Raw genomic sequence first — 22,193 nt, 5'->3', positions numbered from 1 at the left:
GTTTTTTTGAAAAACATAAATGATATCGTTCCTATTCAACTTCACGATCAATCGAGAACGGCTCGTGATCAGAGAAAAAACAGTACCGCAAAAATTGCCCTGCGTATCCGTCAGAAGGATGGTTCTGAAGTTTTGATCTATAATGGCGTAAACAGCTATATCCTCTCGGCGATCCTTAAGGAGTTGGGATAAGATGTTTCTCGATTTTACCAAAGTAGAAAAAATCTTTCTCGTAACTGGTAAGACAGATCTTCGCAAAGGAATTGACGGACTTGCTAGGATTATCCAACAAGACTATGAGCTGGATGTTTACGAAGATGCCATCTTTCTTTTTTGCGGCAATCGCTGTGATCGATTTAAATTGCTCTACTGGCATAACGATGGCTTTTTTCTGGGATACAAACGAATTGAAAACGGTCGACTGCAATGGCCGAGAAAAAAGGAAGAAGTTCGCCAACTGTCTGTGCAACAGATTCACTGGCTACTTGAGGGATTAAGTATTCACCAACCCAAAGCAATCAAGGCTGGGACAAAAGGATTCTTTTAAACAGAGTGAAATCGTTGATTTTATGCGGTTTTCTCTGTTTTTTGATGCGTCTAAATGGTATAATAATAACAGTAGTAACAATGAAAATGGTGGTGAATTTCTTGTCCTTACAAACAAATTCTTCTTCTAACAATAACGTCGAAGTAGATGTGAATATCCTACTTCAACTCCTTGAATCTCAGACAGAAACAATCAAAGAACTCCAGCATGCGAATCAAGCATTGAACCAAGAGGTTCATCTTCTCAATGAGAAATTGAGCTATTTTACGGATCGTTTTTTTGGTCGTTCCAAAGAAACACTGGATTCACAAGTGACTGGTCAGTTAAACCTATTTTCTGATGAGGTTGAAGATAGTAAGGCCGTTCCCCAAACAGAAGAAGGACAAGAAACAATGGTAAAAGGACACAAAAGAAAAATCGGTCAAAAAGCGGCGAAGATCGCCTATCTTCCCTTAAAAGAAAGACACCATGAATTGTCAACTGAGCAACGAATCTGTGACCAATGCGGCACTCAAATGACCGACATTGGCACAACCAAGATTCGCGAAGAGGTGCTTTTCCATCAAGCCATGTTAGATCGGCTCGTTCATTACCAACATACGTATTGTTGCAAAGAATGCGAAAAGGCAGATGTTTCTTCCTATAAAAAAGCTCCTGTTCCAAGACCTGTCGTTTCCAATAGTTTAGGGTCAAACAGCGTGATTGCCGAAACCATCCGATTGAAGTTTGGTCAAAAAGTACCTGCCAATCGGCAGGAAAGTTATTGGCAAGAAACATTGGGTCTGGATATTTCCCGAGATAACATCACCAACTGGCATATCAAAGTTTGTCATAACGCCTTAGACAGTTTAGCCCAACGATTAAAAAGTCATTTAACCCAAGAGGAAATCCTTCACGCCGATGAAACCACGTATCGGGTCATTGAGAAGGGCAAGAAAGACACGCATTACTGGCTATTCAGCACAGGAAAGCATAGTACACATCCAATCGTATATTACCATCACGCAGTATCGCGAGCTGGCGAAGTGCCAAAGCAATTTCTAGCAGATTTCAACGGGTATCTGCATTGTGATGGTTACGCAGGCTATAACGCGGTGGAAAATGTCACACTCGTTTATTGTTTGGCTCATGCACGTCGGAAGTTTTTTGAAGCTCTTCCAAAGAACAATAAAAACGAGGAAACGCCTGCTTGGATCGCTGTCAAAATGATCGATATCTGGTTCCAATTGGAACGAGAGTGGGTCGACTTATCCGTTGAAGATCGGCAGAAAAAACGCCGGGATTATTTAACCCCTCTATTCATCAATTTCTATGAATGGCTGGGCTCCTTTACAGCAGTTCCAAAATCCAAACTAGATACAGCGGTCAAGTATGCGCTAAAGTTGCGTGGAGGATTTGAGCGGATTTTTGAGGATGGACGCTTGGAACTTAGTAATAACTTAGCAGAGCGCCAGATAAAAGAGCTGGTAATCGGTCGCAAGAATTCTATGCATTCGTGCAGTTTGGAAGGTGCTCGAACTTCGGGAATCATTCTAAGCGTGTATCGAACAGCTGAAGTAAATGGGCTGAATCCAGTGAGCTATTTGGAATTTCTATTTGATCGCATTCCTAATCTAGCGCATGTTTCTAATGAAGCGTTGGATGAGCTTTTGCCTTGGCAGCCTCTCGCACAAGCAACGTGCGCCAAACAGTACGCAAAAACAACCAAATAACTTAAGTCCATTATAGGGCTTAGGTTATTTGGTGTGTAGGTACTTGGTGATTGGGCGGTTCTTTCCAATTTCATGGGATTCGACGATTTTCCAATGATAAAACTTTTTTTCGTAATAAATTGAAACTGCACCGTCCATACATCTGTTTCTTTATGGTCTTTATCTTATTTACGCTACCTTCAGCTAAACCATTGTTATATTTATGAGTAATCGCATATTTGACTGCTGGGAAATCATTTAAGAGACTACCCACAAACTTTAATAGAGAGACATCATCAAAATTTTCTTTTACAGAAGACATCCAGCTTTTAAAAGACTCTAGATCTTGTTTTTTTAAACAATGACGAAATCTCCAAACTAATTCATAGAGTTGTTTGTATTTTGGATGCTGATTGAAAACTAATTCCAATAACTCACTATCAATGACGGGAACTTTCTCAATCGGTAAATAGAATAGTTTAATTAACCATTTTCGTTCTAATATTTCAATGGATTTCCCTTGATACTCTTCTTTAAAATGTTTATGAAGACGACGTTGCCGGGACATATATCCTCGAATAGCATCTACTGTTCCGGTATATCCTTTTTCAGAAATAATTTGAAAAATCTCTGAGTATGTTTTTCTTTCTTTACGAAGCGCAAGAACTTCTTTGCGATATTTTTCTAATTTACCAGGACGATCGATCCCATATTGTCCGCTGAGAGAAGAAGCATCTTTTCCTAAATATCTTACAATTGTTTGAGGCGTGTATCCTGTAATATCAGTTATTTCGGAAAGGGCAACTCCTTTTTTGGCAAGGGCTCTCACTTCATCAATTTGTTGTTGTTTTTCTTCCATTAGCTCATTATGATGTCGTTCCCAAAATATTGCTTTATCTTCCGGAATTTCCTTCTCCTTCATTTTTATATACTTGGAAATAGTTTTAAGGCCGAAGCCTGTTTTCATTCGAATTTCTTGCTGTGTCATACCGTCGGTATGCAGCCGTTTTACATAAACAATTTTATCTCTTCGTGAAGCATATAGAAGAAAATCTTCAAATTTTTCATATTTTTCATTGGAAATCTCGATTGGAATCCTTGGCGGGAAAGAGTGGCGCATGAATGTTTGAGCGAGTTCACAAAGACGAGCAACCAAATGAAATCTATCGGTGACTTGTATTGCATGAGGGAATGCTTTCTTAATCGCTGCAGAGTATGTACGAGAACCATCACGTGACACCAGCTCAACACATTTGAATTTTTTAAGCCATTCGATCACATCCTCTTTTTCACGAGATTCCAGCAGGTCAACAATTTTCCCAGTTTTGATATCTACCATAATTGTGCCATAACGTTGGCGTTTCTTCAGAGCGAAATCATCAATGCATATTTCAGCTACATCATAATCTACGTGAATTTTTTTTTTGCCCAAGATAATTACATAGACTACTCTTCCTTACTATGATTCCCATTTCTTCAAGGTCTTTAGTCATACCTACAGAACTCCGACTTTCTGCTAAATCAACAATTAGTTTCATCAATCGTGTTGTTTTTCGTGCATTTCGTTCCCTAAAAGGGAACGTCTCAGAAAATGTTTTTTTAGAACAGTCAGGATTTTGACATTTGAATCTTCGTATAAGTAAATTTAAATAGACTGTCTTACTTTGAATCGGTAGATCTTGAATTTTAGTAGTATAAGAATCATGAATATTGGTGGATTTGCAGCGACATGTGGGGCACTTTGCCGAGGTAGAAATGGAAGAAACATCAAAGGTAATTTTCTCTTTTGTTATTTGACAGTCATCAACATGTAAATTAACGTCCAATGATAAAAGTAATTCTTCCAAAGAAATACGCCTCCTTATCATGTAACAGTAACTACCAACAATTAAATTATACTACATTTAGTATATCGAATCCCATGAAATTGGAAAGAACCGATTGGGCATTTACTTTACAACAAGGTCTGATCTTTGAAAACTAAAAAAATATGCGGCGCACAGAACGCGCCGCATATCGGACTAAGTTTTATTCAAATTTGTCTTCACCAACACGATTTGACGAAGAGCCGTTTTATTCAAATTTGTCTCCACCACCACGATTTGACGAAGAGCCGGAAATTTTAGCTCTCCAACAAATCTGTGAGCTATATAAATAATGATTCAGAATAGTTTTAAATTTTAAAAAATAGAATTTCCTTGGAAGAACGGCCAGAATACCGCTGCTGGGAATCTTGTATAAATAAAAAACCACAAGTAGTAAACAACAAATATTAGTAAAAGCATAAAGTATATTGTCTTGGCAGAAAAAGAAATTTTTAAAGAGAATACCTTTGAAAAGTAGATATAATGTGTAAGTAGCATCATTCGTATTACACGATCATAGCTCACTGAAACTGAAATTAATGGTAAAATGAGCAGTAAAATACCATCGAGTTTCAACATTAAGTCTGAGAAATTTGTTTGATTCGGTTTTCTTGAAATACTTCTTTTTTTTGTCTGCTCACGAGTTGCATAATCATAATTACGTAGAATCAAATATGTAACCACCGTTAATAAAATCAACGCTATTAAGTAAATCGTATAAGCCCACATCTCATTAGATGCTGTGAATAGCTCAGGTTTCAAATAACGATCTATTTTAGTACTTAATAATGGGATGATTTTTGCAATAATTTTTAGTAATGGAATGATATTACTCATCAAAACAAACGCTATAATTGCGAAAAGCGGTACTATCACTTTCCAACTCAAAAAATAAGTAATTAAAAATAGCAAATAGAAATAGGCTGAATAGTGAAATAAGCCAGCTATAAAAATACCGACTATATAACTAAACACATTTTTGAGACTGAAATTCAGCAATAATGGAACAATAGCCGTAATAATACAACCAGCTAAAAAACTTCTAACTTGAGCTGCATCCATTAAGTAAGGAAAAATAAAATATAGTGCCAACACAAATCCTGGATTCGTAGTATTTCTTATAATGGTTAAAATTGCAACTGCAAGACACGCACCAATTAAAATAGCAAAGAAGACTTGGAAACTCAATCCAAATTTTCTTGCCAATAATTGAAGATAAGTGTAGCCCCATTCCTCATTAAATTTCAATGGATTGGCATACATTCTCCTATATTGCGTTCGATCGACAATAACATCATTAAAAGCCATGCCTATCCAAAGAAAGACGCCTGAAGCAATAGATACATACTTATTTTTGCTAAAAATCAAATTGATTATAATAGTTAAGGCACTAATTAAATACATCATAATTTAGCCCTCATACTTATCATGAATGCGAACAGTAAAATTGCCAGTTCCTCTAGTCAAATTAGGATTATAAAATGGATCATGTGCAATATACTTGTACCACTTCTTTTTTAGCAACTTCTTTTCACCCTCAAAACGCTTGATTTTTTCTGCTGTGTTTTCATAACCACGAGTCTTAGATTCAAAATGATAAAGGGTGGCCTGATGAGCCCAAATATTTGTACGACCGAGCTCATAAACTTTCAAACATAAATCTACATCATTAAAAGCTACAACAAATTCTTCATCAAATCCCTTTACCGCTTTAAAATCATTAGCTTTGATCATTACACAAGCAGCAGTTACTGCCATATAATCATTATCTAAACACAAACGTCCAAAATAACCTAGATCTCCTTTAGGAAAATAATGATGCCCATGTCCAGCAATACCACCTAATCCCATAATAATTCCTGCATGTTGAATCGTGTTATCTGGATAATAAAGTTTTGCACCCACACAACCTACATGTGAAAACTGAGCATATGAAACCAAAATCGTCATCCAATCAGGATTGATCACTTCAGTATCATTATTTAAGAATAGTAGATATTTCCCATTAGCACTTTTTGCAGCAATATTATTGATACGTGAGAAATTAAACGGTATATTAATCCGTTGAACAATAAAACGCTCACCCATTATTTCTTGATAACGTCGATACATCTCCTCCATCGCTATTTCATCGGATCCGTTATCGGCAATAATAATTTCATAATTAGAATATGTTGTTTTTTCAATAATAGAATCTACACATGCCTTCAATACATCCGAACCGTTTTTGGTGGGAATAATGATACTAACTTTTTCTTCGTTCAGAACATCGTATCGGATATCATAAAAACCTGGTGCAATTCCGTTCGATATTTTACCTCTTATTTTTCTTCTGATAAATGCATCTTGCAATGATTTTAAACCTGCATCACTCGCGTAACTCTTTTCCCCCTGCTCTTTAGCAGTTGAGCCTTCTAACGCACGCCAATGATAGAGAACTTCTGGTATATGATAAATTTGCTCTTCGCTAATTTTTTCAGTGAACCGCAACACTAAATCATAATCCTGTGCCCCTTCAAAACCAGTTCTAAAACCATTTATTTTACTTAATAAATGGTGATCAAATACACTTAAATGAGAGATATAATTGGTACCTAATAACAAATCAGGTGACCAGTCCGGTTTAAAGTTAGGTTCAAATCGTTTACCATTTTTATCGATTTTATCCTCATCAGTATAAATTAATTTTAAATCTCTATTTTGATTGATCGCTTGAACAACCCTTAATAATGCCAACGGCGATAACACATCATCGTTGTCCATCAATGCAACATATTCGCCCTTTGCTAATTTTAAAGCATCATTACTAGCTTTACTAATGTGACCATTTTCCTCACGATAAATAACTTTTATCCGGTCGTCTTTTTCATTGATCTTCCTTAAGAAATCTGTTACTTCAAGAGAGGTAGAAGCATCATCACAAATACATAGTTCCCAATTAGGATACAATTGTTTTATCAGTGAATCAATCGCTTCAGATAACCAACGAACATTGACATTATAGACAGGCATAATTACAGAAATTAAAGGTCTTACAGCCAAATCATCTAGTTGAAATTCAAATTGAGAAATATCTTCGTCTTCATTTTGTAAAATCCATGCGCGATACTCATCGCCACCAATTTTTTTCTCAAGTTGATACCGTTGAAAAGCACTTTTAATTCCGTTTTTACGTAAATACTTCAACCCTTTTTTTACTTTAGTTATTATTAGTTGAGTTGGAGTTTCTGTTCCTGGCTCCAAACTATACATTTTGTTGGTTTTCAAATAATAGACTTTTTTATCCTGATCTAATGAAAAATTGATCGGCAAAGTTCCCTTCACCTTTCCTGTTACCTTGATTTCAAAACCACAATTTTCTTCATTTGGAATATCAAATAACGTATTAACATCCAGGCGATACATACGTTGGATTGTTACTTCATTTTGGTATTCATCACTGACAGTAATTTTAGGTGATCGCTTCTTCTGTTCATTCAACGTCCAGCCAGTCATTATTATTGTGTCAGTATCACCATTTTTTATGATGCTGTCAATTGTGATTTTTATCTCAGCGCTACTCATCTATAGTTCCTCCGCTAGTTTTCTAGTAAGCTGTTCGATTGTCCATAAGGATCTAGCAATTGTTCTATTGACCATTTTTCTTCCAGCTTTGTAATATCTAATTCAGCTAATGAACGGTTTTGTTTCATAGTCCGCTTAAATCTTGCATAAGAAGTATATACTATTCTTTTGTTTAATTGAGCGATTTTTAGTGAAAAATCTATCCAAAATAATTCAGTTGGTAAAGATAGATCAAGACCGCCTATCTTGTCAAAGTCCATTTTGCTGAACATAACACAGCCACCAGTGGTTGCTTGGATGTTTCTGGGTAAGGCAATTCGGTAATAATATCCCAGGTTAGTTGCTGGTGATCCTACCTCAGGATAAACAACTTTGTTTTTAGAAACATCAAGTGAAACACCAATATTTTCGATTTTATTACTTTCATCAATAATTTTTCCACTAGTCAAACCAACTGAAAGTAATCGACTATAATTTAATAATTCTTCAATCCATTTGGCGTTTTGAGGAACTAATTCCTTGTCCAAAACTACGATATACTCACCTGCAGATTGGGAAATCATTAAGTTTAAATCTCCCTCGACATACCGTAAACGTGAGCTATTGATAGACAATTGTTTTTCATTATGAACAATCTCGTAATTTTGATAATGAGTTTTGTTTAAAATTTTTTCAATATTTTCCTGACTATGTTTTGACTCTTCTGGAATAATTACGGAAACAAAAGGCTGACTACTAAATTCATAATTTATTTGGTAACAACCGAAAAAATCAGCAATTTTAACAGAACCTTCTAGTTTACGCCTTTTGATTGCTGCCTCTAGTGTCCGTTTCCCTGCTACATAAGCATAATTTTTACTTTCAGGATTTAGTGCGGTGGAAGAGTCTATTGCTCGCCAATGATATAGAATTTTGCGTACATGATGAATATTCTGTGCTACTTCAGTTGCTCGCAGCACAAAATCATAATCTTGGCTACCATTAAACTCTGTTTTGAGTCCCCCAATTTCTTGCTGTAGCCCTCTTTTCACAACCACAAAATGCGTAATGTAGTTATGCTGCATAATCAATATTGGATTCCAATCGGGTTTAAAAAACGCATCGTAACGTTTGCCATCTTGATCCATTTTATCTTCATCTGTGTAAATGAAATCAATCGTTGGATCTTCATTCAATGCTTTAACAATCTCATATAATGCATTTGGAGCTAATTCATCATCATTATCCATAAAACCAATATAATCGCCTGTAGCGATTTCCAAACCTGAATTAGTTGCTTCTGAAATATGTCCGTTTTTTTTACGATAGACAACCTTGATTCGTTGGTCTTCATCAGCATACCTTTGTAACAATGGTTTGATATGTTCCTTAGGAGATGCATCATCTGCTAAACATAATTCCCAATTTGAGTAAAATTGTTTTTTTAATGACGAGATACATGCGTCCAACCATTTTTCTTCTACATTATAAACAGGAACTACGATCGAAATTTTCGGTTTGAACTTAAAGTTGATAATTTGATTTTCAATCTTTTCATGATCAAAAACTTCATTTTTGGCAATCCAATGTTCATACGCATTTTGTTGTTGCGAGCGTTTTAGAAGATGATTTAATGTTCCAACAATACCGCGATGCTTGATTGAACTAGCAAATTTACGAATTTTCGTTTGTCGTTTGATTGGCATATAGTTAGCGTCTTTCGCATTAACCACTACCCCATAGGTGTTTTCTGCTTCAGTTGTCATAATCAAGTCAAACGTTGAACGCTGATTTGGATCGTATATGTCTATTTCAAATCCAAACTGATCATTTTCTAAGTCAAATTGTTCAGCTACATCTGGTCTCTCAACTGATTTCACTGTAACTATCGGACTGTTGTCAGCTGCTATATCAAAATTGAAAGATTTATGATCATTGTTACTAAATGCCCACCCTTTGATCGTAGTAGTGAGTGTTTGTGGATTATATTTTACCTCATCAATGTTTAAAGAAACTTCATGGATGAACGTTTTCAAAGGTGTTCTCGAAAAAGCAATTTGCTTCTCTAGTACTTGATTATACCGTTGAATTATTTTATCTCTTTCAGTTTTAAAATCCTGATAAGCAAACATCAATTTATTTAATTCTAAATAATATTGTCCTTGAAAATCATAAGAAATATTCACTGAAATCTCTTTTCCTGCTACTTCTTTTCCGCTAATAGCTAAATAAGCGGGCTTCATATTGGTAAACAAATACTTGTTTTCGGAAGAAAAAATAGCACTAGATTGTAAAGTCAATATTTCCTTATCATCCGCTTCAGCATAAAAAGAAATAACCCCACCCAAATTATCTGGAAACGGGTAGAATCGAATGCTATCAACTCCTTCTGGAACAACAAATGAAAAAACACTGTTCTCATTGGTATAAGAATTTATTTCATGTGTTTTTTCTTCTATATGATCAGAAAATTTATAGACAATTTTCAGTTGTTTAATGAAATTATGGTTTTCTAAAACTGCAATGTCCGGATTTTCTACAGAATGTTTTTTCAAAGCAAAAAAATACTGATATACTTCCCCATAAGGTCGCATTCGAAAAGCATAATGTAATTCTAGCGGTAAGTCTTCATAGTGTGAATCAATTTCATTATTTCCAACTTCATTAAATGTGAAATCCTCACGGCTGATAAATAGACCTACTTCATTGAAAATTTGTTCAAATCCATCTTGAGTATAAAACGTTTTATGCGTCGCATCCAACAAGCCATACTTTGTCCACTCCAGTTTATTATTGAACAAATTGATTAGAACAGAATTATGCGCAATGTTTGGGAAAGTAATCAAAATCTCACCATCATCTTTTAGAAAATCTTTCACAATTTCTAAAGTCTTTTTAGGATCAATTAAATGCTCTAGAACATCTGCAAATAGAATGTAGTCAAATTTTTTTCCTTCAAAATGTTTGGTCCACTTATAATCCTCTATATTGCCATAAAAACCGTCTTTTGCTATCTTAATGACATAATCATAGAGCTCTTTATCGAGTTCAACAATCGAAACAGAACACTTTTTCTTTCCCATTAAATATTTTGTCATTCGACCATTACCTGGACCGAATTCTAAAATGCTCGCTCCTTCTTTAATATGAGCAGCAATTTTTCCAACACTGGTTGATTCATCTATATCCATATCAAAATCGTATTTCATATTTTTCCTTTCCATTCGTGATCCAAGATTACAATACCTTCGCCAGTATATTTCCCACTGATAAACATGTTGATATATTTCGTTTTGTAAACTAAAGGCACCGTAGCGTGTTCTTCAAAAAAGGCAACATCAAAGTAGTATTCACCTGTTAACAAGGACATTTTTTCATACTCGATATAAAAAACATTTTCTCCTTTTTCAAATGGTATCTTAATATTATCTAATAAAGTATTCAATCCACAAACATAATGATTATCAACTGTTCGAATTGCAACACCTAAAACAGGATTTCTAATTGAGTCATCCATCACAGTGTAATTAATTTTCACAATAACTTTTTGATCCTGTTCCACAATATCAACTTTTTCTAAGTTTTCATCCAGTATAACAGCTGAATTAACTTCAACAATATCAGGAATTGATTGTTCTTTTTCACGTGATTTTTCTCGATCTACAGTTTTAATGGACTTCTTCTTTAAAAAATTTTCGTAATTCGTCGTAACATCCATCGTGTCGCCTTCCTCTACTACAATGCCATTTTTTAGCCAATAGACACGATCGCAAAAACGCCGGACAGAATTAATATCATGAGATACAAAAAGAATTGTTTTACCCGAATTTTTTATCTCAGTAAATTTTTCCATACATTTCAATTGAAATTCCAAGTCTCCAACAGCTAACGCTTCATCAACGATTAAAATATCAGGATCAACATTAATGGCAACGGCAAATGCTAAGCGGACAAACATCCCACTAGAATATGTCTTAACCGGTTGATGTATATGATCACCAATATCCGCAAATTGAACGATGTCATCTACCTTTTCTTCAATTTCATCTCTAGAGAACCCTAAAACCATCCCATTCAAGAAAATATTCTCGTAACCAGAGTATTCGGGATTGAAGCCAGATCCTAATTCCAATAAAGCAGAAATTTTTCCTTCAATCTTCATATTTCCCTTGGACGGTGTCAATACTCCAGTAATTATTTTCAACATGGTTGACTTACCCGATCCATTTTCACCGATAAAACCAATCATCTCACCTTTTTTTATATCTATATTAACATCGTCCAGAGCATAGAAAACATCATGATAACTTTTTTTTCTAAAACTCATAGCTTCCTTAAATCGGTCAGAAGACTTTGTATACATATTATAAGTCTTTGTAATATGACTCATTTGAATTGCATAATCTGACATAATTATTTGCTCCTTATAATACATCTGAGAAATGTGGTCTCAAACGTTTAAATATCATTGAACCAAGTAGTAACATGATTAATGTAAATAACCAAAAGTATAAACTCATTTTCCAATGCTCGAAAAACCATCCTTCACTCAAAAAAGATTCGCGGTATCCTTGAACAACGTAGAACAAAGGGTTTAATTTTAAAAAAGAAACAATTCTTGGAGAAAATGCACTAGGGCTCCATAAAATTGGTAATGTCCACATAACTGTTTGTAATAAAATATTGATTATTTGCGCTACATCTGGGAAAAAAGGTTGGATAGAAGAAGTAATCCAGGTCAGTCCAGTTAAAAAAAATAACAGACAAAATATATAATAAAAAATCTGTAAGGTGTAAATTGTTGGTGTAAACCCATTCGCAGCTGAAACAATTAATGTTATTAGAATAAAAAATAAGTGGGTATATAGATTTGATAAAATTTTAGTTGTTGGTAATATCCTAATATTGAAGACTACTTTTTTTACTAAGTATGAGTATTCTCTGAAAACATTGGTTGAACTTGTGATCGAATCCGAGAAAAAGAACCATGGTACCATACCAGTGATTAAAAAAACAATGAAAGGATATTTTCCATCTGTCAAACCAGATTTCAAACCGAACCCAAAAACAAACCAATAGGTTAGAACAGTCACTAACGGGTTCACAAATGCCCATAAAACTCCAAAAAAAGATCCTGCATATCGCGCCTTAAAGTCATTTATAGAAAATTGAAATACTAGTTTTTTATTTTGAAATAGTTCTTTTGTGAAAGATAATAAGCTTCTCATAATTAGAATAAAACCCTTCTATAATATATTTATATTGCTCGATTATTATGCAAATCAACATTCCAATTTTACATAAACTAAAATGAAAAAGCAAGGGACCGACAAAAACTCTCCGTGGCTCCTTGCTTCTTACAAATATCTTTAAACTTAATGGGGTTGTCCATATACAAAACCACTATCTAATTGTGGATCAATCCCTTGAATCGTATTAGGGTCCTGTACAGGTAAATCAACAATTGATTTTGGGTCAATGTAATAATCATAGTGGACTTGAAAAATGCTGTAATTGTCTGGAGATCGATCGCTAACTATTGTAAAAGTAATGTTATCAATATTATATACAGATAAATCGCGACGACTAATCACGTACTTAACTCCAAGTTGTTCTAGAGTTTTTGGGTTTAACTCAGCAATAAAACTATCTGCCGTTAATAGTTTAAGGGAAGTTGGTTTTCCTGTAATAGCTGCTTTAACATGTGCATATCTATTGTAGATTTCTTCCTCAGATTTCTCATTAGGAAAAATTTCCTGCCATGTTTTTATATCTGGTGTAAACATAACCGTATTAAAGCTTTTTACGCCCAATGCTGGTGTAAAATTATATAAACTATCTTCCGAAACCCAAAGTTGTCCTGGATCTTTTTTTTCAATTTCTTTAATTTCTGTGGCCAAAGCCTTTCCATACAAAGCACTTGTTCCTTGATTTATTGGATTTACTGTAAAACCTGAATAACCAACTAAAATAAGTAATCCGACTCCAAACAATAATCGCTTCTTCACAAGGATTAACAGCATAAATAGTAAGGATACTCCAACAGATACTATTATCTCAATATGATTTAGATATTTAACTAGGACACTATTCGTTAAGATAATATAATTAATTAGAGAAATAACCAGTGACATCACTATTAAAATAGTTTGTGAGTTCGTTTCCTTCTTTTCCCACAGAAGATTGATTAGCCAAAATGATAGCAACATTGCTCCATAGCTAAATATTTGAACCGCCCGATAATTTGGTACGTAAGATAATAAGGTGATTTTAGCTAATGGTATCGGCAATCCTATTACCAACCAACCAAGGATTACTAAACAAAACATGAGTAAACTTATTCCAAAAGAATTCTCTCTTAACCAGCGCTCCTTATCAGAAGCTGTTTTGAATAAAAATGGCGCAGCAACTACAGCAAGCGGAAAAATATTATAAAAAGAACTCATTTCACTCATGTTAATAACTATTCCACTATCCTTAAAAGGTAGTTTCCAATTAGTGAAATAGTATAGTAATTCTTCAAGTTTCAGATTTCCACCAGTACTTACTCTCTTTCCAGGATAAAGGGTTCCCAATGTTGTTGATAAATCCTCTTTAGTGATCAAATAGAAGTGGATCAGACAAATACCTACCAATGCAATAGCACTGCCGATTATAATCAGATCCGAAGATTTAAATTGGTAAGTTCCTTGAAAATGAATCACTGTGGCTAACCAAAAGAATAGTAATAAATAGCCAAATGTTACTTGATGGGCAGGATACAAAACCAAAACAAACCCTATTCCCATTAAGGCACAAGTAAATGCATTAGTTATTCTAAGGAATGTAGATTTATGGTATTTAAAATAGTAATAAAAAAAGACCATCAAACCCAACGAGTAAAAAACAAGATCCCCTAAATGTTGCATGAACCACCATTGAACTCCAGGTGAAAAAGGAATCATTATAGAGCCTAATAGTGCTAAATACTTATTTCGTTTCGTGATAATCAATATCAACTCAAATGACAATAGAATAATGCCAATAAGTTTAACTCCCCAATACCAAGAGAAACCTCGGTCACGGTCCAAGAAAAGAAAGCCCCAATTAAAAGGTTTTCCAATAATAGTTAAATCCTTAACTGGGGCATTATAAGCTAAAATCATATTTTGTCCATTTGGAGAAAAAGAGTCATTATGAACGGGAAAACCTTTTTCTACCTGTGATCCATAAAAAGGCGTTTGTACCATCCACTCATCACTACGAACGATTCGATTTTTACCCAATATTACAGTATTTTTCTTTCCATGATCTTGATCATGCAACTGCCCATTCCAAATATTAATTGAGCTTCCATTTAATCGAAAAAAAATAATTAGAAATAATCCAATCACGGCAAGAACAAATCTTAATTTAATTACGATATCAAAAAAATAGAACAACCAATTCTTACTATTTTGCTCTATGCTAGTCCGCTTTTCTGCCCGTGTTTCCATTTTTTCCTCCTGAAATTAAAAATTCGAATGTCAATTTTCCATAGTTAAATCTTCCAGTTAAAAACTGTTTACATCCACGAAGTAATAGTTGCCTTCGATATTGAGGAAGCAATTGTTTGTTATATAAATAATAATAGCATTTTTCAGCTTGAATGATTGCTAGATAACGAGAAAGATTCATATGATTTTTATAGTCTAACACTGATAATTGATGTTCTAGTTCATTTGAAAGAATATAGATTTGTTGATGTTCGTTAAAGATACGCCAGCAAAGCCAATGATCCAAGTAGTCTAATGGAAAATGAATATTGTACCCGCCCAGTTTTCGTAAAAAAATCGTTCTTATTGCCGTTCCTGAATTAATCACCATAATATCCTTAGAATATACACGATCTTTTTCAGGTAATTCTGTATGTAATGGACGCAAAGTATCGCTACGTACAGGAGAAATTTGTCGTTCATTGTCTGTTACTATCGGAGCCACGGCTGCGACAGTTTCTGACAATTCTGAAGATGTACTAATTAGTTCACTTAAGTATTCTTTCGTTAGCTTTGTATCTTGATCTAAGGTCATCAGCCATTCTGTGTCATCATTGCTTTGGTCCAAAGCGTAATTATAAGCCTGAGCCAATCCAACATTTTTTTTACTGTGATAATAAATGAAACGCCCTTCTAATTCTACTGGTTCTGTCCCCTGCTCACTATTATCGAAAATCAAGACTTTTTGAATTTCCGGAAAAGTTCCTGAGGCAAGAAGTTCGTTTAGACTCATGATCGTCGGCGACTCAGAAAACGTCATATTATAAAGAACAACCACTACTTCAAACAAACTTCTCACCTCTATCTTTTCCTATTGTTTTTCTTCTAATTCAAGAAAACTGGCTAATGCTTCTTGCCACGTAGGTATTTCAAAACCTAATCCTTTGGCTTTACTTAAGTCCATGATTGAATATTGCGGACGAGTGGCTTTTTGCGGATACTCCTCAGAAGTCACTGGTGCTACTTCTACATCTGTATCTTTCAAAATTTCTTTTGCGAACTCATACCATGAACAGCTGTTTTCATTCGATAAATGATAAATGCCGAATGGTGCTTTCTTTTTAATGACGAATACCATAAATTCTGCTAATGTCCGTGTCCAAGTTGGTCGGCCGAATTGATCATTTACAACCGTCAAACGATCATGCGTTTTAGCTAATTTCTGCATGGTATAAATAAAGTTATGACCATAGATGCCAAATACCCATGAAGTACGGATGATATAATAGTCATCCATCGTTTCTTGTACAGCTTTTTCGCCCAATAGTTTCGTTCGGCCATATTCGCTTAATGGGTTTGTCGTATCGTCTACTTGATACATACCTTCTTTTTTCTTACCATCAAAGACGTAATCCGTACTAATATAAATTAATGTTGCTCCGGCAGCTTTTGCTGCTTCAGCAACGTTACGTGTGCCTTCCACGTTGATTTTTTCATCTAACTCTTTTCCTTCGTCCTCCGCCTTATCAACAGCAGTGTAAGCAGCACAATGATAGATAATTTCTGGTTTCATATCTGTAATGAACTTGTACGTCCCCTCTTTATCGGTAATATCAAGCTGATCAGCATCCGTTGAAAGATACTCAAGCTTTTTTTCATCTAATAAATGACGTAACTCTGTTCCTAATTGTCCGTGTCCACCTGTAATTAAGATCATTTCTATCGACTCCTTTTCTCAAAAAAAGGCAGGTTACCCCTGCCAGATTCAATTAGTATTATTGGCCGTTTTTGGCGTAATTACTTTCGACCGCTTCTTTTTCAGCACGCCACCACTCTTCATGCTCAGTATACCATTTAATGGTGTCTTTCATACCCGCACGGAAGTTCGTAAATTCTGGTGTCCACCCTAATTCTTCTCGTAATTTCGTTGAATCGATTGCATAACGTAAATCATGCCCAGCACGATCCTTTACATGATCGTATGCGTCTTTTGGTTGACCCATTTCTTCTAAGATGATCTCCATTACGGTTTTATTATCTTCTTCTCCATCCGCACCAATCAGATAGGTTTCACCAATCTTACCCTTGGTTAAGATTGCCCAAACAGCAGAAGAATGATCATTAGTGTGTATCCAATCTCGCACATTCTTACCGTCACCGTACAATTTTGGACGAATTCCGCTCAAAATGTTTGTAATTTGACGGGGAATGAATTTTTCAATATGTTGATACGGTCCATAGTTATTTGAACAATTTGAAATTGTCGCCCGTAATCCAAACGACCGTACCCAAGCTTTTACTAATAAATCTGATCCTGCTTTGGTTGACGAATATGGACTTGAAGGATTGTAAGGTGTTTCTGCTGTGAATTTTTCTCCTTCACCTTCACCATGGCCGGGCAAATCTTCTCTTAATGGAAGATCGCCATATACTTCATCGGTGGATACATGATGATACCGCACATTATTTTTTCGACATGCTTCAATCAATGTATAGGTTCCAATGATGTTCGTTTGAACAAAAGGAAATGGATCTTTTAGAGAATTGTCATTGTGAGATTCGGCCGCATAATGAACAACCGCATCTGTTTTTTTGACTAAACGATCAACTAACTCTGCATCAGCAATATCGCCAACTACTAATTCTACTCGATCTTCAGGTAATCCAGCTAAATTTTCCTTGTTTCCTGCGTAAGTTAATTTATCTAAAACAGTAATGTGGACATCTGGATGATTATTTGCAACATAATGAACAAAGTTAGAGCCGATGAAACCTGCTCCACCAGTTACGATAATATTTTTCATCAATTATCTACCCCTTAAATTTCACCATAAACGAAAGGATTTTCAGCTTCAAATTCTTTCAAGGTTGGTTGTTTTGCATCTTTTTCTGATGTGATGGCTTTTTCGATATCAATCGGCCAATCAATCGCTAAATCTGGATCTGCAAATGAAATACCACCATCTGCCTCTGCATCGTAATAATTATCACACTTGTACATGAAATTGACATTTGGGGTCAATGTAACAAATCCGTGAGCATATCCTCGAGGAACTAACAATTGACGATGATTATGCTCAGAAAGAATATAACCTTCCCATTTCCCATAAGTTGGACTTCCTTTACGGATATCCACGATGACATCGAGAACTGCTCCCGTCACAACGCGAATCAATTTCGTTTGGGCTGATTTTCCCTTTTGAAAGTGTAAGCCTCGCAGCACACCTGGTTGTGTTGAAAGTGAATGATTGTCTTGAATAAAATCAAAATCTATTCCAGCTGCTTTGAAGTCTTCTACTGAAAAACTTTCAGTGAAAAAGCCGCGGTGATCGCCAAAAACTGCTGGTTCAATAATTTTTACATCTGTTAAATTTGTTTCTGTTACCTTAATTTTCCCCATGCTTATTCCTCTTCTGCTAAACGTAATAGGTATTGTCCATACTGATTTTTCTTTAATGGTTGGGCAAGTTCGATCAATTGCTCTTTTGTGATATAGCCCATTCGATAGGAAATCTCCTCTAAACAAGCCACCTTCAAATTTTGACGCTTCTCAATCGTTGAAATAAATGTTGACGCTTCTAATAATGATTCGTGAGTACCAGTATCTAACCACGCAAATCCGCGACTCATTACTTCTACAGATAATTTATTGCGTACTAAATATTCTTTGTTTACATCAGTGATTTCTAACTCTCCACGCTCAGAAGGCTGGATGTTCTTTGCAATTTCTACTACATCATTGTCATAGAAATACAAACCAGTTACTGCATAGTGAGATTTTGGTTTTTCAGGTTTTTCTTCGATTGACACGGCTTGCATCTCATTGTCAAACTCCACCACGCCAAAACGTTCCGGATCATTTACATGATAACCAAAAACTGTTGCACCTTCAGTTTTCTTAGCTGCTCGTTGCAGCATGCGGGACAATCCATCACCATAATAAATATTGTCTCCCAGAACTAAACAGACACTATCATCGCCAATAAATTCTTCACCAATAATAAAAGCCTGTGCCAAGCCATCCGGACTTTCCTGAACAGCGTACTCAATGTGGATGCCTAATTCATTTCCATCTCCAAAAAGATTTTCAAACCTTGGTGTATCTTGTGGTGTTGAGATAATTAAAATCTCATTGATTCCAGCCAGCATCAATGTTGACATTGGGTAGTAAATCATTGGTTTATCATAAACCGGCATTAATTGTTTCGAGGTTGCTTTAGTTAGAGGGTATAAACGAGTTCCGCTACCCCCTGCTAAGATAATTCCTTTCATAATTACGCTCCTTTTTAATACATACGAACATATTATACCTGATGTTAGTTATTAGAAGAATCGTTTTGCTATTTTTTTTTGATTTCTTTTATTCTTTTTCTTACCAATTGCAACGCATTCCAGCGCCACTTAAATTGTTGGATGCGCGAAGCAGTGGTCTTGATTTCCGAAGCGTTCAAACCATGACGACGATAATAGACCAATTGATCAGGAATAAAGACAACTCCTCGATAATAATCAGCTAATAAGCCAATCCACATATCGTGCATCGGAACTTCTTGCGGAATCGGTAAGATAATCTCTTTTAATCCCGATCGAAATGCCATACCGGCACCAATATAACTGCTTTTCACGAGATTATGCCAAAAACCAGAATGCGTATGGCGCATCGCTTGATAAGAAGGAACCAAAACTTCAAAATTATTGTCCACAATAACCAAATCAGAAATGACAGCCTGTGTTTGAGGATTATCAAAATAAGGCATTGTTTTTTTTACCTTATCCGGAAGCCAAACATCATCCTGATCACTCAAAAAAATAATTGAATGCGCACTTTTTTCAATTGCATTTGCAAAATTAGCAATCAAACCTTGTCCATTATTTCGAAAAAGCTTGATCCGTGAATCTTTTGCTTCCAACTCTAATAAAAATTCCCACGTTCCATCTGTTGAATGGTCGTCGGAAATAATCAACTCATCATGCTCCGAGAGCTGTGGGAATATGCTATTCAATTGTTCTTCAATAAAGTGACGGCCGTTGTACGTTGCCATACAAACAGATATCCGCTTCTCGGATTGCTTTAGCATCCCCTACCTCCAAATTTAAAAGAATTGCCAGCCCCATTTTTGAAAGTATTTTCTCATGGACTGTAAAAAAATGAAAAATAAGTGTTGATTTTTAACTGCTCCACGCTCATATAAATGAATAACTGAAAATTGAGGACTGTATAACGCCTTGTAGCCAGCTTGCTCCATTTTACGACAAAGATCATTGTCCTCAAAATACATAAAGTAGCGATCGTCAAATCCATTGATTTCATTGAACTTGACTAGATCCACCACCATAAAGCTGCCAGAAATCATTCGTACAAAACTATCTTGATCATCCGGTAAATCACGACATTCAAATTTTGCTAACCGTTTTGCAAACAGCCTTTTAACAAACTTAAACGGAATAAACCGAAGCATATAATCAAAGACATCTAAATGATTACGTATTAGGTATTGTGTTGTTCCATCCTCATTCAAGATTTTGGGAGCCAAAAGTCCACATTTGGGATGATTAGCTAAATGCTTAACCATTTCATTTAAATGATTTTCTGACAATATAATATCGGGGTTAAAAATAATTCCATAACCAGAAACACCTAAGAGATTCGCGTTATGTCCGAAGCCAAACCCTTTATTTTCTTCAAAGAACTCAATCGATACAAATGAATACTCAAGGTATTTTGCTAAACGTTCTTGGTATTTCACTTCAGACGCATTATCAAAAATCTTAATTTGAATTGATTGATCTTTACCTAGCGATCTGATTAATGAATCTAGACTTAAAAAAATCTTGTCGCTGTTATGAGTCACAATGCTAACAGTCACATTCATATCATTTACTTTCATAAGGGACGTCAACACTCATTTCTTGAAATATTTGCGCAATACCTGCGAACGGTACTCTTTGTTCCCAAAGAAACGAAAACTTTTTGTAATAATTCCATATTTCTCCGGAATCAACCCAATCAACTCTAACAGGAAAGTCAAAGCAAAAAGCATCGCAATGATCAAAACGATCGTTCCCACTCTGCTCGTATAGTTTAATAATAATGCAGTAAAAGAAAATAATACGGCAATGGCATAAATCGTTAATACAGCTCCACGATGAGTAAATCCTAATTTTAACAGCCGATGATGTAAATGCTGCTTGTCGGCCATTGAGATCGGCATGTTGCTTGTTTTACGACGTATCATGGCAAAAAAGGTATCTGTCACTGGAACACCCAGAATAATTAAGGGAGTAATCAAAGAGATAAAGGTAACATTTTTTAAGCCTTGTAAAGTTAATACAGAAATCATAAAACCTAAAAACAGAGCTCCAGTATCGCCTAGATAAATCTTGGCCGGATGAAAATTATATGGGAAAAAACCTAATATACTTGCAACTAAACAAAAAATAGCTAAAGATATAAACACCTGTGATGAATGCAAAAAGAAATACCCTATTATACCGATTGTCATCAAACTAATGATTGATACACCTGAAGCAAGTCCGTCCAATCCATCGATCAAATTCAATGCATTCGTAATACCAAAAATCCAAAACAATGTAGCTGGCAAACTAAGCCACTCTAAGTTAATTCGACCGAATAATGGAGCGGTAAAGAAGTCAAAGCGAATACCAGCGTAATAATAGATCACTAGACCAGCCAGTAAAATGCCTATACTTTTTTGTTTTGGAGAAAGTTCGAACTTATCATCTAGCAAGCCTGTGATTACGATAATTAAAGCACCTAACAAAATTTTACTAATATAGTCAAAAGGAATCGCATCACGAAATAAAAATAGTGAAGAAATAGCAAAAGTAATAAAAATCGGCAAGCCACCAGCACTTGGCATTGGCACTTGATTCATTCGGCGCGCATTAGGATTGTCGACCAAACCAGTTTGTACCGAAATTATTTTAAAAATCGGAGTCAAAATTAATGCGATCAAAAATGTTAAAAAGTACTTAATGATCAATCCGAATGATACTAACATGTTGACACCTGCCTTTTTACTAAAAATTATTATAAAGGATTCAACCACCTTTACAAGGTTCTCATGAAATC

General features: G+C 35.2%; 19 protein-coding genes. 3 read left to right on the top strand and 16 right to left on the bottom strand.

Translation table 11 applies throughout. The features are described 5' to 3' along the window. The first annotated feature begins 6 nt into the window (after window positions 1–6). The 3 genes from IGI52_RS00605 to tnpC all read left to right on the top strand — a co-directional run bounded on the left by IGI52_RS00605 (window position 7) and on the right by tnpC (window position 2,259). Window positions 7–192, top strand: coding sequence for a hypothetical protein (locus IGI52_RS00605; protein WP_070557862.1), 186 nt, complete (start codon window positions 7–9; stop codon window positions 190–192). A gap of 1 nt (window position 193) precedes the next feature. Then, window positions 194–547, top strand: coding sequence for an IS66 family insertion sequence element accessory protein TnpB (tnpB, locus tag IGI52_RS00600; RefSeq protein ID WP_070557861.1), 354 nt, complete (start codon window positions 194–196; stop codon window positions 545–547). 149 nt (window positions 548–696) lie between these two features. Continuing rightward, complete coding sequence (gene tnpC, locus IGI52_RS00595) at window positions 697–2,259, top strand: IS66 family transposase (RefSeq protein WP_070557863.1); 1,563 nt, start codon at window positions 697–699, stop codon at window positions 2,257–2,259. Between the two features lie 70 nt (window positions 2,260–2,329). Here the strand turns inward: tnpC and IGI52_RS00590 are convergent, their stop codons facing one another. From IGI52_RS00590 to IGI52_RS00515, 16 genes are all read right to left on the bottom strand, one after another. Next, entirely contained in the window at window positions 2,330–3,670 is a 1,341-nt protein-coding gene (locus tag IGI52_RS00590) for an ISL3 family transposase (RefSeq protein WP_438780108.1), read from the bottom strand. Then, a complete protein-coding gene (locus IGI52_RS00585) occupies window positions 3,639–4,085 on the bottom strand; it encodes a transposase family protein (RefSeq protein ID WP_438780107.1) in 447 nt (148 codons plus the stop codon). Before IGI52_RS00585 ends, IGI52_RS00590 begins: the two co-directional genes overlap by 32 nt. A gap of 333 nt (window positions 4,086–4,418) precedes the next feature. Next, the gene (locus tag IGI52_RS00580) at window positions 4,419–5,510 is read right to left on the bottom strand and encodes an EpsG family protein (RefSeq protein ID WP_438780106.1); all 1,092 of its coding nucleotides are present in this window, start codon (window positions 5,508–5,510) and stop codon (window positions 4,419–4,421) included. A 3-nt stretch (window positions 5,511–5,513) separates the two neighbouring features. After that, window positions 5,514–7,667 carry a glycosyltransferase family 2 protein gene (locus IGI52_RS00575; protein WP_438780105.1) on the bottom strand — a complete coding sequence of 718 codons (2,154 nt, stop codon included), beginning with the start codon at window positions 7,665–7,667 and terminating at the stop codon, window positions 5,514–5,516. A gap of 14 nt (window positions 7,668–7,681) precedes the next feature. Continuing rightward, on the bottom strand, window positions 7,682–10,855 hold the full coding sequence (locus IGI52_RS00570) for a glycosyltransferase (protein ID WP_438780104.1): 3,174 nt from the start codon (window positions 10,853–10,855) through the stop codon (window positions 7,682–7,684). Next, window positions 10,852–12,057, bottom strand: coding sequence for an ABC transporter ATP-binding protein (locus tag IGI52_RS00565; RefSeq protein ID WP_438780103.1), 1,206 nt, complete (start codon window positions 12,055–12,057; stop codon window positions 10,852–10,854). The genes IGI52_RS00570 and IGI52_RS00565 overlap by 4 nt, the downstream gene beginning before the upstream one ends. 13 nt (window positions 12,058–12,070) lie before the next feature. Then, window positions 12,071–12,877, bottom strand: coding sequence for an ABC transporter permease (locus IGI52_RS00560; RefSeq protein ID WP_438782204.1), 807 nt, complete (start codon window positions 12,875–12,877; stop codon window positions 12,071–12,073). Window positions 12,878–13,021: 144 nt separating this feature from the next. Next, entirely contained in the window at window positions 13,022–15,121 is a 2,100-nt protein-coding gene (locus tag IGI52_RS00555) for a DUF7657 domain-containing protein (RefSeq protein WP_438780102.1), read from the bottom strand. Continuing rightward, the gene (locus IGI52_RS00550; protein WP_438780101.1) at window positions 15,093–15,959 is read right to left on the bottom strand and encodes a glycosyltransferase; all 867 of its coding nucleotides are present in this window, start codon (window positions 15,957–15,959) and stop codon (window positions 15,093–15,095) included. Before IGI52_RS00550 ends, IGI52_RS00555 begins: the two co-directional genes overlap by 29 nt. Before the next feature lie 12 nt (window positions 15,960–15,971). Beyond that, a complete protein-coding gene (rfbD, locus tag IGI52_RS00545) occupies window positions 15,972–16,817 on the bottom strand; it encodes a dTDP-4-dehydrorhamnose reductase (protein WP_438780100.1) in 846 nt (281 codons plus the stop codon). 58 nt (window positions 16,818–16,875) lie between these two features. Further along, window positions 16,876–17,904, bottom strand: a complete 1,029-nt coding sequence (gene rfbB, locus IGI52_RS00540; RefSeq protein ID WP_016180579.1) for a dTDP-glucose 4,6-dehydratase — start codon at window positions 17,902–17,904, stop codon at window positions 16,876–16,878. Window positions 17,905–17,918: 14 nt separating this feature from the next. Beyond that, a complete protein-coding gene (gene rfbC / locus IGI52_RS00535) occupies window positions 17,919–18,491 on the bottom strand; it encodes a dTDP-4-dehydrorhamnose 3,5-epimerase (RefSeq protein ID WP_171030563.1) in 573 nt (190 codons plus the stop codon). 11 nt (window positions 18,492–18,502) lie between these two features. Beyond that, window positions 18,503–19,372: a glucose-1-phosphate thymidylyltransferase RfbA gene (gene rfbA, locus IGI52_RS00530; protein WP_049218836.1), complete on the bottom strand. Its 870-nt coding sequence runs from the start codon at window positions 19,370–19,372 to the stop codon at window positions 18,503–18,505. Window positions 19,373–19,440: 68 nt separating this feature from the next. Continuing rightward, window positions 19,441–20,178: a glycosyltransferase gene (locus tag IGI52_RS00525; RefSeq protein ID WP_016180576.1), complete on the bottom strand. Its 738-nt coding sequence runs from the start codon at window positions 20,176–20,178 to the stop codon at window positions 19,441–19,443. 15 nt (window positions 20,179–20,193) lie between these two features. Continuing rightward, window positions 20,194–20,988 (bottom strand): glycosyltransferase family 2 protein, encoded by a 795-nt coding sequence (locus tag IGI52_RS00520; protein ID WP_438780099.1) that lies wholly within the window; start codon window positions 20,986–20,988, stop codon window positions 20,194–20,196. Window positions 20,989–21,003: 15 nt separating this feature from the next. After that, window positions 21,004–22,122, bottom strand: a complete 1,119-nt coding sequence (locus tag IGI52_RS00515; RefSeq protein ID WP_438780098.1) for a glycosyltransferase family 4 protein — start codon at window positions 22,120–22,122, stop codon at window positions 21,004–21,006. Window positions 22,123–22,193 lie beyond the last annotated feature (71 nt).

The sequence above is a fragment of the Enterococcus sp. DIV0187 genome (genome assembly GCF_051713785.1).
GTDB classification, from domain to species: Bacteria; Bacillota; Bacilli; order Lactobacillales; family Enterococcaceae; genus Enterococcus_A; species Enterococcus_A avium.
The sequence above is the reverse complement of the archived record's forward strand: the minus strand, read 5'-3'. Positions and strand labels throughout refer to the sequence as shown.